The organism is Acinetobacter pragensis (genome assembly GCF_001605895.1).
Taxonomy (GTDB): domain Bacteria; phylum Pseudomonadota; class Gammaproteobacteria; order Pseudomonadales; family Moraxellaceae; genus Acinetobacter; species Acinetobacter pragensis.
Genome location: NZ_LUAW01000012.1, coordinates 17,436 through 31,400, shown reverse-complemented (window position 1 = coordinate 31,400; position 13,965 = coordinate 17,436). Strand labels below are relative to the sequence as shown.

The window sequence follows — 13,965 nt, the reverse complement described above, 5'->3', positions numbered from 1 at the left end:
GGACAAAAGCAAGGGTATAAAAAAATCAAGAAAAATAGGTGCTATAATGCTATTTTGTATATCTTTAAATGTTGTCATATAATGTGGCACTTTTTTTTAATCTGTTTTTTAACAAAATATCGAGGAAGCCATGCAAGTAACTTCTGAAGCGGTTTCGGGCGTTGCCCGTCGTTTAACTGTATCTGTACCGACGAGCCGTATTAACGAGCAATTTGAAGCTCGCTTGAAACGCACTGCCAAAACTGTGAAGATCAACGGCTTCCGTCCAGGTAAAGTGCCTGTAAACGTTGTCCGCCGTGAATACGGTGCTGGCCTTTACCAAGAAGTTGTCAACGACATCATCCGTGACACAGTGTTTGAAGCGATTCAGCAAGAAAAAATCAATGCTGTAGGCATGCCGAACATTGAAAAAACTGAAATGAAAGATGATGCTTTGGTTTTTGAAGCAACTGTAGAAGTTTACCCAGAAGTTGACGTTAAATTTGACGGCTTGGCCGTTGAACGCAAAACGACTGAAGTGAACGACAGCGATGTAGAGAAGATGATTGAAAATCTTCAAAAACAGCGCGCTGCTTGGACTGAAACAAAAGGCATGGCTAAAAAAGACATGCAAGTGACTTTTGATTTTGAAGGTTCAATTGACGGCGAAAAATTTGAAGGCGGTTCTGCAGAAGACTTTAAACTTGTTTTAGGTTCTGGACGCATGATTCCTGGCTTCGAAGACGGCATCGTTGGCATGAAGAAAGGCGAAGAGAAAGAAATCGAAGTAACTTTCCCTGAAGATTACCAAGCTGAAAATCTTGCCGGTAAAGCTGCCCAATTCAAAATTACTGTTAAGCTTGTTGAAAAACAAAAACTTCCAGAAATTGATGCTGAATTCTTAAAAGTATTTGGCTTGACTGAAGAAGAAGGCGTTGAAAAATTAAAAGCTGACGTTCGCAAAAATATGGAACGTGAAGTGAAAAACGGCCTTCGCAACCAAGTTAAAGGCGCAGCGTTTGATGCGTTGGTTGCTGCGAATGAAGTTGAACTTCCAGAAGCAATGCTGGCTCAAGAAATTGACCGTCAGCGTCAGCAAATGATTCAGCAGTTCACTCAGCAGTTTGGTGCTCAAGGCGCTAAAGCATTTGACAGCAGCATGCTTCCAGATGACCTGTTTAAAGAACAAGCTGAAAAATCAGTTAAATTGGGCGTATTGGTAAGCAAAGTATTGGCTGATGCTAAACTTGAAGTAGACCAAGCGCGTGTTGATGCGTACATTGAAGATATGGCTTCTTCTTACGAAGATCCTAAAGAAGTGATTGAATACTTCAACAATGACAAACAGCAGCGCGCTCAAATTGAATCAGTTATTTTAGAAGACCAAGTTGTAGACCACATCTTAGCGTCTGCAAAAATTACTGACACTTCAGTAAGCTATGAAGACTTATTGAAAGAGCAGCAAGCTCGTCAGCAAGGCTAATTTTTTAGCTCTGTAAAAAAGGCGCGTTAAGCGCCTTTTTTTATCGGTATTCTTCAGAAAAATTTTGTCCTCAATTCACAAAGCTTATGCAAAAAATATCTGTTATTTAATTGGGAAACTTTTGCAATTTCGTCAAATATCCCTCATATTGTGAATATGGGTTGAGTAACAAAAAATTTAGGAATAAATAAACGTATGTATGTTCCAACAATTGAAAACGCATTAGTGCCAATGGTAGTTGAGCAATCTTCTCGCGGCGAGCGTTCTTTTGATATTTATTCACGCCTTTTACGTGAACGCGTCATTTTCTTAACTGGTGAAGTTGAAGACAACATGGCGAACTTAATTGTTGCGCAAATGCTGTTTTTAGAAGCTGAAAACCCAGATAAAGATATCCATTTATATATCAATTCACCGGGCGGTTCTGTAACTGCAGGCATGGCAATTTATGACACCATGCAGTTTATTAAACCGGATGTAGTGACTTACTGCATGGGCCAAGCGGCATCGATGGGTGCATTTCTGCTGAATGCCGGCGCAAAAGGCAAGCGTTACTGCCTTGAAAATGCCCGTGTCATGATTCACCAGCCTTTGGGCGGTTTCCGCGGCCAAGCATCAGATATTGAAATCCATGCCCGTGAAATCCTGTTCATTAAAGAGCGTTTGAACCGTTTGATGGCTGAACACAGCGGTCAAGACTATGAACGTTTGGCAAAAGATACTGACCGTGACAACTTTATGACTGCGCAGCAGGCAAAAGAATACGGTCTTGTGGACGAAGTTTTATCTAAACGCCCATAAGTTTTAAAGATTTATATATTGGAGTAAATATGTCCGAACATCCTCAAGGACAAAAACATTGTTCATTTTGCGGTAAAACGCAGTCTGAAGTCGGGAAACTGATTGCAGGTGAGGACGCTTACATCTGTAATGAATGTGTGGACGTATGCCTGGATCTGGTCCAAACCAGCCAGCAGGTCGAATCTGGCGACTGGGCGACCCGTCCGCTGCCAAAACCGCATGAGATCCGGGCTGCTCTGGATCAATATGTAATTGGTCAAGATGTGGCGAAAAAGACGCTGTCTGTCGCGGTGTATAACCATTATAAGCGTTTGAAAGTTTCGACCAGCGGTAAAAAGCCGGAAGATGGCGTTGAAATTTCAAAAAGCAATATTATGCTGGTTGGACCGACGGGTTCAGGTAAAACATTGCTTGCACAGACGCTGGCGCGTTTATTGGATGTTCCATTTGCCATGGCGGATGCGACAACTTTAACTGAAGCAGGCTACGTCGGCGAAGATGTTGAGAACATTGTTCAAAAGCTTCTTCAAAAAGCCGATTACGATGTGGAAAAAGCGCAGAAAGGCATTATCTATATCGATGAAATCGACAAGATTACCCGTAAATCTGAAAACCCATCCATCACACGTGACGTGTCGGGTGAGGGTGTACAGCAAGCTTTGCTGAAAATGATTGAAGGGACTGTTGCGTCTATTCCACCGCAAGGCGGCCGTAAGCACCCGCAGCAGGAATTTATTCAGATTGATACGTCTAATATTCTGTTTATCTGCGGCGGCGCATTTTCTGGTTTAGAGAAAATTGTGCAGCAGCGTCAGGAAAAAGGCGGGATCGGCTTTACTGCAGAAGTGCGCAAGAAAGATGAAACTCAAAAATTATCTGACCTGTTCCGCCAAGTAGAAGCTACCGATTTGGTTAAATTCGGCTTGATACCTGAGTTTATTGGCCGTTTGCCGGTGATTGCGACTCTGGATGAACTGGATGAAGATGCATTGCTGCAAATTCTAACCGAGCCGAAAAATGCTTTAACACGCCAGTATGAATATCTGTTCGGCATGGAAAATGTTGATTTGGTATTTGAAGAGTCTGCGCTTCGCGCAGTGGCGAAAAAAGCATTAGACCGCAATACTGGTGCGCGCGGCTTGCGTTCAATTTTGGAAAACTCATTGCTTGAAACCATGTATGACTTGCCAAGCCGTACAGATGTGGGGACTGTTGTCGTCACTGAAGCTGTCATTAACGGTGAAGCAAAGCCTGAGTTTAAGCCGGAGCGCCAGCCCCAAGTAAAAAAGGATGAAACCGCGCCAAAAGCCGATTTGAAGGTGATTGATTCAAAATCTGCTTAAGCCGCATTTCGTCAGAAACGTGCGTAAATCTAAGATTTGCGCACGTTTTTTTATTTCAAAAAATAATACCGAATGTTAATCTCAGCTAGATGGCTGGGATGGCCAGCGGTTTAAAATTTAAAAACAATGATTGAAAATAAAAAAAGACGCAGTGAGGGATAGTCATGCGTGGTGTATGTATTGCAATACTGAGCAGCATAATGCTGCTGGGCTGTCATGGAAAATCATCTCTTGAGCAAGAGCCGCATTTAGCTTCAACACTGAAAGATGTTAATTTTGAACATGAGCCCGGTATTTTAGAACAGTACCGAGTGGGGGTATTTACCATTGGCGGCTGGGTTAATCAAACGCAGGGCAGCCATTTTCAGCCTGTTCAGCCCCAGCATGAGCAGGCCGCATTGGTATATTTATACCGCCCAGACAGTAAATGGAACCGGCAGGAAATTGTGGCCAGCAGCTTGTTCTTGAATAGTGAACGCATTCCGAGCTTATTGAATAATCATTATTATTGGGTTGAATTGCCCGCTGGCCGATACCGGCTGTCCAGCAGCCGCCCTTTGGGCATTAACCATTTTCAAAAGCCGAAATATTTGGATTTTACTGTTGAGGCAGGACAGTCTTACTTCATTAAATATGATGAGGAAAATTTAACAACACGGCATGCCGTATCTGGACCGCTGCTGCTGATGCCTGATGCCGTGGGTAGAAATGAAATTGCATTTACGCAAATGAAGTCGGTCAGCTATAACTTTGTTGCAGAAAATCAGCGGAATGGAAAAATGCGCAAAAGCGCGCAGAAAATCAAGCGGACGAAATATGATCCAGCGACCGATGTGCAGCTGACCAAGCCTTTTAAAATTTGGAATCCGCTGACGTGGTGAATGCAATCATAGCTGATTTCTGCTGTTTAGCAGAAGCTGAATAATTCCGTAGAATTTTTTCTTCGAGTTGTGCTGGCGCTGAGCCTTATTTTTAGTCTGTGTGGCATTTCATCAGCTTGAAAACATGGTACAAAGAATTGAATGCAGTCATAAAAAAGCACCCATTAAGGGTGCTTTTTTATATTGGGAAATTAGCCTGCAGCAGCGTCTACTACTGGAATTTTACCAATTTTCGCTTGCCAGATTTTAGGCGCAGTCGCGTGAATAGATGTACCATTCACATCCACTGCAACAGAAACAGGCATGTCTTTAACGACAAACTTGTAAATCGCTTCCATGCCTAGGTCATCAAATGCAACGACTTCAGCTTCACGGATCGCTTTAGACACAAGGTAAGCTGCGCCGCCAACAGCCATCAGGTAAGTGGCTTTGTTGTCTTTAATTGCTTCAACAGCCGCAGGGCCGCGGTCTGCTTTGCCGATCATGCCGAACATGCCGGTCGCTTCAAGCACTTGACGTGTGAACTTGTCCATACGTGTTGCTGTTGTTGGGCCAGCAGGGCCAACCACTTCATCACCGACTGGGTCTACAGGGCCAACGTAGTAAATGAATTTGCCTTTAAGGTCGACTGGCAGCTCTTCGCCGTTATTCAGCATGTCTACCATACGTTTATGCGCAGCGTCACGGCCTGTATAGATTGTGCCGTTCAGCAATAAGGTGTCGCCAGGCTGCCAAGCGTTCATTTCTTCTTGGGTGATGGTGTCTAGGTCTACACGTTTAGAAGTTGACGAATCCCAAGTCACTGAAGGATAGTCTTCAAGTTTTGGCGCTTGAATGTGCGCAACGCCTGTGCCGTCAAGCTGGAAGTGCGCGTGGCGAGTCGCCGCGCAGTTTGGAATCATACCCACTGGTTTGCCCGCAGCGTGACAAGGGTAATCTTTAATTTTGATGTCAAGAACTGTGGTCAAGCCGCCAAGGCCTTGCGCGCCAATACCAAGCGCGTTTACTTTCTCGAAGATTTCGATACGGAGTTCTTCAAGCTTGCTTTGCGGACCGCGGCGCAGCAGCCGGTCCATGTCCAACTCTTCCATTAATGCTTCTTTCGCAAGCATCATGGCTTTTTCTGCAGTACCGCCAATACCGATACCCAGCATGCCAGGCGGACACCAGCCTGCACCCATTGTCGGAACAGTTTTCAGTACCCAGTCGACAATTGAGTCAGATGGGTTGAGCATTGCCAGTTTAGATTTGTTTTCTGAACCGCCGCCTTTGGCCGCTACAGTAATATCAACTTTGTTGCCTGGAACAAGTTTATGATAGATCACAGCAGGCGTATTGTCTTTGGTGTTTTTACGGCCAAAAGCAGGGTCTGCAAGCACTGATGCGCGAAGTACATTCGAATTTTCGAGGTAACCTTGGCGCACGCCTTCGTTAATTGCATCGTCTAAGCTCATCGTTAAATCAAATTTAACGTCCATGCCCACTTCAACGAATACGTTTACGATACCGGTATCTTGACAGATTGGGCGGTGGCCCTCTGCACACATGCGTGAGTTAATTAAAATTTGTGCGATCGCATCTTTGGCAGCTTTGTTCTCTTCACGATCGTACGCACGGCTCATTGCCTGAATGAAATCTTGCGGGTGATAGTAAGAAATGAACTGAAGCGCATCTTTAACCGATGTGATCAAGTCATCTTGCTTGATAATAGTTGTCATACAAATATCTCTTGAGCGGGCTGATAGCTAGCGGGCTAAATTATAAGGCAAAATGCGAGGGTTGTGGGCGTTTTGAAATGGCTTTGGGCGAAAGTTTAATGCTTGGATAAAATCCTGCTTTTATTGCTGCGGAAAATGATGAAATATGACTTAAAAGTGACATATTTCATTAAATATGACAGAATTTTGAGGCTGGTAAAGTGAATTTAATTTTATTAAGTTCTTGATATTTAATATTAAATATAGGTATTTAATATTTTTCACTTTGTCATATAACTGTCACAAAACTTTCGCATAATTGTCACAACTTAACAGCGAGTCACAAAGATGACGGTAAGCAGTATTTTGATGGTTGTGGGTTTTGCAGTTTATATCGCCGCAACTTGGATGTATGGACAGAAAGAAGATCGGGCCTAACGCTTTATCTTCTTTTTTTATGCCTTTAATTTTTATTTTTAATCAAATTACATTCTTACATTCTTACATTCTTACATTCTTACATTCTTACATTCTTACATTCTTACATTCTATCTTTATACTGATTTAAACATTCTTTAGGCGTTTGGTATGGGCGATCAGACTCATCTTGCTGGCAATATTATTGAAATTTATAGAAAGCATGGCCGTGCATGGACAGAATTGCGCGGGCAGCATTTATACGAAAAAAGCTGGCTGGATCAGTTTCTGGCTTTGCTGCCGAAGTCTGCTGCAATTTTAGATTTAGGCTGCGGTTCAGGCAAGCCGATTGCGGATTATATGATACAGCAAGGCTATGCGGTGACCGGTGTGGACAGCTCCGATGCGATGATTCAGATGGCGCAGCAGAACTTTCCAGCGCAGGCTTGGCTGCGGGCGGATATGCGTTTGGTGCAATTGGATCAGGTGTTTCAGGGCATATTGGCATGGGACAGTTTCTTTCATTTAACGCCGGATGATCAGCGCAAAATGTTTGCGCAATTTGCCGAATTTTCAGCACCGAACGCTATTTTAATGTTTACCAGCGGGCCTGCAGCCGGGGAGGCGATTGGTGAGATGTTCGGCGATGCTTTATATCATGCCAGTTTGTCTCAGGATGAGTATCGCGCCCTATTCGCGCAGTATGGTTTTGAGGCTGTCAATATGGTGGCGGAAGATGCTGATTGTGCTGGGCATACAGTATGGCTGGCGAGAAGGATTTAAAATTTTGTGAAGACAGATCTAAGTTAGGCTTTCATTTCAGGTAATCGCCATTAGGGGATTAGCCTTTTTCATGCAATATAAAACGTGTAGAGCGCGCCAATGAAGGCGATATAGTGTGCAGCCATTGGCTAAGTAGTGGTGGCCCGCATAGCCGAACAGCCTGAATAAGATCAGCATAGCGCAGCCGACACCGCTGAAGAAGCCGGAAGTCTTTCTTTGCTGTCCAGTCAGTCCTGAATTCAGTCCCATAAAATTTACCGGGTTAGGGCTGTACATTGCGTTTAATGTATAAAGGAAAATTTCCATGAAGTGCCCGCTGAAGGTGCTGTAAAGTTTTCAGCGCATGCGCTAAGCTCATGTGGAGCGGTCGTATTGTGTGTTTGTGCAGAGGAGGAATGCAGTGATTGAAAACACGTCTATGCTGGGCTTTGCTGCCATTGCTTTGCTTATGGTGCTGACACCCGGCCCCAATATGCTGTATTTAATTTCAAGATCTATATGCCAAGGCAAAAAAGCGGGCTGGATTTCACTTTGCGGCGTCGCCTTAGGTTTTGTGTTTTATATGTTCTGCGCGGCTATGGGCCTTACAGCGCTGCTGTTTACTGTGCCTTTTGCCTATGATGCAATCCGAATATTAGGCGCAATATATTTGCTGTGGCTGGCGTGGCAAGCTATATCACCCAAAAGCCAGTCAGTTTTTCAAGCGATTCGCCTGCAAGCAGACAGCCCTTTAAAGCTTTTTTTGATGGGCTTTTTGACAAATTTGCTGAATCCGAAAATTGCCATGATGTACCTTTCATTGCTGCCGCAGTTTATCCGTCCAGAGCAGGGCAGCGTGTTTGCGCAGTCTTTGCAGCTTGGGACACTGCAAATTTTGATCAGTATTGCGGTGAACAGTTTGATTGTCTATTCAGCTGGCAGTATCGCACTGTTCCTTAACCAAAAGCCGCAGTGGCAAAAAATTCAGAAATGGATGATGGGCACCGTGCTGACCGCTTTAGCCCTGCGCATGCTGGCGGAACAAAAGCATTAAAAAAAACCACCCAATCTTTCGATTGGATGGCGCTGAGTATCAACTTTAAAAAAATTATTTTGCCGACTGCTGTTCAGACTGAATGGCAGTTAGAGCAATGGTGAATACAATATCGTCCACCAGCGCGCCGCGCGACAAATCATTTACAGGCTTGTTCAAGCCTTGCAGCATTGGGCCGACACTCACCACATCTGCAGAGCGCTGAACGGCTTTATATGTAGTATTGCCGGTATTCAAGTCCGGGAAAATGAATACATTGGCGCGTCCCGCTACCGGTGAATTTGGCGCTTTTGAGCGGCCCACGCTTTCTACTGAGGCGGCGTCATATTGCAATGGGCCATCAATCAATAAGTCAGGGCGGCGTTCCTGCGCAATGCGGGTAGCTTCAGCCACTTTTTCGACTTCTGCGCCTGCGCCGGATGTTCCAGTTGAATATGAAATCATGGCAATGCGCGGGTCAATGCCAAAGGCTTTGGCGGAGTCTGCAGACTGAATGGCAATTTCCGCCAGCTGTTCTGCTGTCGGATCTGGATTGATTGCACAGTCACCATAAACATAAACTTCATCGGGCAGCAGCATAAAGAATACAGAAGAGACCAATGAATAATCTGGTGCGGTTTTAATCAGCTGGAAAGCAGGACGCACAGTATTGGCTGTTGTATGCACGGCACCTGAAACCAAGCCGTCAACTTGCTCTAGGGCCAGCATCATCGTGCCCAGTACTACGGTATCCTGCAGCTGCTCGCGCGCTTGAAGTTCATTGATTTTACCTTTGCGCAGCTCAACCATTTTTTCGACATAGTTGTCGCGGATCAGGTCAGGATCAATAATTTCCAAATCATACGGCAGTTCAATGCCGCGGGCTTTTGCGACTTCAACCACTGCTTCAGGCTTTGCCAGCAGAATGCACTGCGCAATACCGCGGGATTGGCAAATCGCTGCCGCCTGTACGGTACGCGGTTCATCACCTTCAGGCAGCACAATGCGTTTTTTGGCCGCAATTGATTTTTGCACCAATTCATGGCGGAAAGCTGAAGGAGACAAGCGCGGCTTATATGAGCCATTGATCAGCTGCGTAATCCATTCAGGATTCAGGTGGCTGGAGACGAAACGGGTGACTTGTTCTGCGCGCTCAGTATCATCGACTGGAATTTCATTGCTGATATTTGCCAGTTCTTGAGCGGTTTCAAAAGTGCTGAGCGGAGTATGCAGGATCGGCAGGCCCTGCTTGATCGCTGTTTGGCAGAAATCCAGCACTTGTTCATTCGGCTGATGGTGCTCGGTCAGCACCAAGCCCGCCAGCGGAATGCCGTTGCTGCTGGCCAAGCTGCTGGCCAGCAAAACATCAATACGGTCAGATGCGCTGATGATCAGTTCACCGGCAACAAATTTATGCAGTTCATGCTCAATGTTTGATGCAATCAGGCTGCTGTGCAGGACACGGCGCTGTTTCGCATCGCCTTCATTGATCCAGTGGGCAGAGATGTGCGCGGCTAAATCAGACATGCGGGGCACGCTTAAGGTATTGCTGAACGGCACCAAGCCTATAACTGGAAAATTTTCAGAGCCAATGTGGGCATTTTGCTTTTGCATCAGCGCAGAAAATTGTGCTGTATCGCTGATTAAGCGCAGGCTCGGGTCCATGGTAACCGGCACTTGCGCTGAATCTTCCGGCAAGCCTTTGGTGCGCATGAACAGGACGCCTGCAGTGCGCTCATTGCTGGCGCCGCCAAAATTGCGCACCTGAGTTTCAATTTTTTCTGCAGTGCTTTCTGGGCTGCGGATATCCGCTGTACTGACAATCACCACTTTGGCATCCAAAGCTTTGGCTAAGTCGGCATTGAGTTCAGAGGCAAAGGCATCCCGGCTGGTAGGCACAAGCCCTTCCACAATAATCAGGTCATGCTTTTTGGCAATTTCACGGTGCAGGCGAACCGCATCTTCCAGCAGCTCATCATTTTCATCATGGCTCAAGCGGCGCACGACTGCGCCATGGCTGATCGGCTCAACCGTTTCATTGTTGAATAAATGACGGTATAGCGCCGTGGTGCGGTCTGCAGGGGAATGAGGTTCTTGGGAAAACGGCTTTAAAAAACCGGCTTTAATGCCTTGGCATTCCAATGCATAAATTAAGCCTAAGCATGCGGAAGTTAAACCGACGCTTTCCCCAGTTGGCACGAGTAAAATTGTTTTCATAAGGCATCTAAACTAAAAAATAAAATATTGAACTCGACAGCGTGCTGGAAGCTGCTGCTTAAGCAACAGCTTCTGCCTCCGCTTCAGACTTTTTTGCAGAGGCAGCCTCATGCTCTACAACGTACTGTGTTTCTTTGGCAATGCGGCCTTCTTCATCTGTCGGAACGACCCAAATTTGCGGACCCGCGCCAGCATCGATACGGCCTTCTGTACCGCGCTTCAAGCTGTCATTTTTGTCTTTGCTTAAATTGAAGCCAAAGTGCGGCAAGTACGCCAAAGTTTTTTCACGGATCAGCGCTGAATTTTCACCGATACCGCCGGTAAAGAACAGGCCGTCAATACGCGGCAGGCCACAGCTTAAAGCTGCCAAAGATTTTGCTAAGCGGTAGCAGAACACTTCAATTGCCAGCGCTGCATCTTCATTGCCTTGTTCTGAGGCTTCAATCAGGGTGCGCATATCGTTTGATAGATCAGACAAGCCCAGCAGGCCTGATTGGCTGTTCAGCATTTTGTCAATTTTATAAATATCCCAGCCTAAGTTAGAGGCTAAGAAGCTGTGAATACTTGGATCTACATCGCCGCTTCGAGTGCCCATTACCACGCCTTCAAGCGGGGTCAGGCCCATAGAGGTATCAACAGACTGGCCATTCCAGATGGCGCATGTTGAGCTGCCGTTGCCAAGGTGAGCTGTCAGCCAGCCGCCTTGTTTAAAGCTGCCGGCCAGTTCCGAACCGCGTTCAGATACATAGGCATGGCTGGTGCCGTGGAAGCCGTAGCGGCGCACATTGTGCAGCGTGTACAGGAATTTCGGCAACGCATAGCGGTAAGCATGCGAAGGCATGGTTTGATGGAATGCGGTATCAAACACAGCAACTTGCGGCAATTGCGGGAATAGGCGCATAGTTGCGTCAATACCGACCAAATGCGCTGGGTTATGCAGCGGCGCAAGCGGTGTCGCTTCACGGATGCGTTCAATAATTTCGGGTGTCAGCAGTTCGGCTTTGGTCAGTGTACCGCCGTGTACAACACGGTGGCCAATGGCTTGCGGATTATGGTGAGACAAGCGCTCTAAAATAATTTCCAGCGCTTTTTCATGGGTGGCATCTGGAATAGAAAGCTCAAGCGCAGCACCGCCAGTGGTAATGCCTTTGATTCGGGCTTCAGGTGAGCCTAAATTTTCTGCCAAGCCGAAAATACGGTCTTCACGACGTTCAGAAACCAACGCATATTTAATTGAAGATGAACCGCAGTTAATTACTAATACTGATGTAGACACGTTTTTTTACCCGAATTCTAATTAAAGTACTTATCCATGCTGTGATCTGAACGCAGTGCTTTTTTGGTGCAATTTAGATCAGTGATGATGTTTTAACACGTGTTGTTTTTCTGTCCTAGATAGACTTTAGGAGATTAGACTTAAGCACTATCGACCCATTTGCCAATAATAATTAAAATTTATCAGTTGATAGTTTTCATTTATTAATAAAATAGTCCTATAAGATCAATTGCTTTAAGCCGCTTAAAATCACCATAACATAATAAAAGTCATTGTGACTAAAACCATAAAAATATTATGGAATTAATCGCGGTGTACAGTTTTGCTGTGAATCATTGACCATCTTGGCTGGCTGAAAATAAGGGTGCAGCGCTTTTAATTCAGATGAGCTTTACATCAGTTCTGCATATTTTTTATGCAATCCATAGGGCTTAATGTAAACCTTTTTTATTACTGTTTTTATAATTTTAATGTAAATGAAAAGCATGGCTTTGCAAATTTATACATGCTGGCCCGTGGTTTTTTAGCAAAATCAAAAGCCCCATGGAAGGGGCTTTTGATTTAAATTCTATTGGAATTTATGTTTATTGGCGGATTTGACCGTCACCAAAGACTATCCATTTCTGTGATGTTAGGCCTTCTAAGCCGACTGGACCGCGGGCATGAATTTTATCAGTCGAAATGCCGATTTCCGCACCTAAGCCATATTCAAAACCATCCGCAAAACGGGTCGAGGCGTTGATCATCACTGAGCTTGAATCTACCGCAGCTAAAAATTTGCGCGCTAAGCTGTAGCTTTCAGTAATGATGGCATCGGTATGGTGTGAGCCATATTTGTTAATATGGTCGATGGCTTCGTCGATGCCGCTGACAACCTTAATGGCTAAAATTGGCCCCAGATATTCGGTGTACCAGTCTTCTTCTGTGGCAGTCAGCACATTGCTGCCTAAAATACGGCGGGTTTCGGAACAGCCGCGAAGCTCGACCTGTTTTTCGGCATACAGTTCGGCAATGTTCGGCAGGAATTCTTCTGCAACTTTTTCATCGACCAGCAGTGTTTCCATGGCATTGCATACGCCGTAACGGTGGGTTTTAGCATTCAGCGCAATCGGCAGCGCTTTCTGCAAGTCAGCTTGAGCTTCTACATAGACATGGCAGTTGCCGTCTAAATGCTTAATGACCGGCACACGCGCTTCTTCAGTAATACGTTCAATCAGGCTTTTGCCTCCACGTGGAACAATCACATCGACATATTCCGGCATGGTGATCAGCTGACCCACCGCAGCGCGGTCAGTGGTGTTAATCACTTGAACCGAGTTTTCAGGCAAGCCGGCAGCTTTTAAACCATGCTGAATGGCCGCGGCAATCGCTTGATTCGATTCCAGCGCTTCTGAACCGCCGCGCAGAATAATGGCATTGCCGGATTTCAGCGCCAGTGATGCAGCCTCTAGAGTCACGTTCGGGCGTGACTCATAAATCATGCCGACGACACCTAAAGGCACACGCATTTTGCCTAGCTGAATGCCAGTGGGGCGGTACGCCATATCGGTAATTTCGCCAATGGGGTCTTTCAGGCTGATGACATCCTTCAAGCCTTGCAGCATGCCTTTAAAACGTGCGGGAGTGAGTTCTAAGCGATCAAGGAGGGCGCTGTCCAAATTATTGCCGTGCGCTTTTGCCATATCATTTTGGTTGGCCGCTAAAATAGCCGCTTCGCTGTTTTGCAAAGCAGTATAAATAGCAGAGAGCGCATTGTTTTTGGATTCAGTAGAAGCACTGGCTAACACGCGAGATGCTTGGCGCGCCTGTTGTCCTACCGTTTGCATGTATTGTTCAATAGACTGTTGCATAGCGGTTTGATCACTTAGAGATTTCAACCTGATATTAACAGCCTCTCACTGGACAATGAAGCATTTACGCTGATATTTCGGCCTTATTTGAACATCTTATTCACATTTTGAAATCGTTTTCATAGAGAAAGCGGATGAGTGGTGGCAATAGCAGTTGCTTGTAAAATCATCTCCTGTATAGAATGAAACGATACTGACATTGAAGTCATACAAATAAAGACAAAAG

At 45.5% G+C, this 13,965-nt stretch carries 10 protein-coding genes and 1 pseudogene; 6 read left to right on the top strand and 5 right to left on the bottom strand.

Annotated features, from left to right (window positions below; translation table 11 throughout):
- Positions 1–130: 130 nt before the first annotated feature.
- The 4 genes from tig (at position 131) to AZH43_RS03660 (ending at position 4,487) form a co-directional block, all read left to right on the top strand.
- Complete coding sequence (gene tig, locus AZH43_RS03675; RefSeq protein WP_067666731.1) at positions 131–1,462, top strand: trigger factor; 1,332 nt, start codon at positions 131–133, stop codon at positions 1,460–1,462.
- Positions 1,463–1,657: 195 nt separating this feature from the next.
- The gene (gene clpP / locus AZH43_RS03670) at positions 1,658–2,263 is read left to right on the top strand and encodes an ATP-dependent Clp endopeptidase proteolytic subunit ClpP (RefSeq protein WP_067666729.1); all 606 of its coding nucleotides are present in this window, start codon (positions 1,658–1,660) and stop codon (positions 2,261–2,263) included.
- A gap of 29 nt (positions 2,264–2,292) precedes the next feature.
- Positions 2,293–3,606, top strand: coding sequence for an ATP-dependent protease ATP-binding subunit ClpX (gene clpX, locus AZH43_RS03665; protein WP_067666727.1), 1,314 nt, complete (start codon positions 2,293–2,295; stop codon positions 3,604–3,606).
- 164 nt (positions 3,607–3,770) lie between these two features.
- Positions 3,771–4,487 carry a DUF2846 domain-containing protein gene (locus tag AZH43_RS03660; RefSeq protein ID WP_067666725.1) on the top strand — a complete coding sequence of 239 codons (717 nt, stop codon included), beginning with the start codon at positions 3,771–3,773 and terminating at the stop codon, positions 4,485–4,487.
- Positions 4,488–4,678: 191 nt separating this feature from the next.
- Here AZH43_RS03660 and AZH43_RS03655 read toward each other — a convergent pair whose 3' ends face one another.
- Complete coding sequence (locus tag AZH43_RS03655) at positions 4,679–6,205, bottom strand: fumarate hydratase (protein ID WP_067666722.1); 1,527 nt, start codon at positions 6,203–6,205, stop codon at positions 4,679–4,681.
- A 567-nt stretch (positions 6,206–6,772) separates the two neighbouring features.
- Between AZH43_RS03655 and AZH43_RS03650 the strand changes: the two genes are divergently transcribed.
- The gene (locus AZH43_RS03650; protein ID WP_067666719.1) at positions 6,773–7,384 is read left to right on the top strand and encodes a class I SAM-dependent DNA methyltransferase; all 612 of its coding nucleotides are present in this window, start codon (positions 6,773–6,775) and stop codon (positions 7,382–7,384) included.
- A gap of 71 nt (positions 7,385–7,455) precedes the next feature.
- On the opposite strand, the pseudogene AZH43_RS18035 reads toward AZH43_RS03650, so the two are convergent.
- Positions 7,456–7,690, bottom strand: a pseudogene (locus AZH43_RS18035) (LysE family translocator); the annotation flags it as partial.
- Positions 7,691–7,802: 112 nt separating this feature from the next.
- Here AZH43_RS18035 and AZH43_RS03645 point away from each other — a divergent pair.
- Entirely contained in the window at positions 7,803–8,417 is a 615-nt protein-coding gene (locus AZH43_RS03645; protein ID WP_406564606.1) for a LysE family translocator, read from the top strand.
- Between the two features lie 54 nt (positions 8,418–8,471).
- Here AZH43_RS03645 and pta read toward each other — a convergent pair whose 3' ends face one another.
- The 3 genes from pta to AZH43_RS03630 all read right to left on the bottom strand — a co-directional run bounded on the left by pta (position 8,472) and on the right by AZH43_RS03630 (position 13,739).
- Positions 8,472–10,613 carry a phosphate acetyltransferase gene (pta, locus tag AZH43_RS03640; RefSeq protein ID WP_067666714.1) on the bottom strand — a complete coding sequence of 714 codons (2,142 nt, stop codon included), beginning with the start codon at positions 10,611–10,613 and terminating at the stop codon, positions 8,472–8,474.
- A gap of 58 nt (positions 10,614–10,671) precedes the next feature.
- Positions 10,672–11,889, bottom strand: a complete 1,218-nt coding sequence (locus tag AZH43_RS03635) for an acetate/propionate family kinase (RefSeq protein ID WP_067666712.1) — start codon at positions 11,887–11,889, stop codon at positions 10,672–10,674.
- 584 nt (positions 11,890–12,473) lie between these two features.
- The gene (locus AZH43_RS03630) at positions 12,474–13,739 is read right to left on the bottom strand and encodes a glutamate-5-semialdehyde dehydrogenase (RefSeq protein ID WP_067666710.1); all 1,266 of its coding nucleotides are present in this window, start codon (positions 13,737–13,739) and stop codon (positions 12,474–12,476) included.
- Between the last annotated feature and the right edge of the window lie 226 nt (positions 13,740–13,965).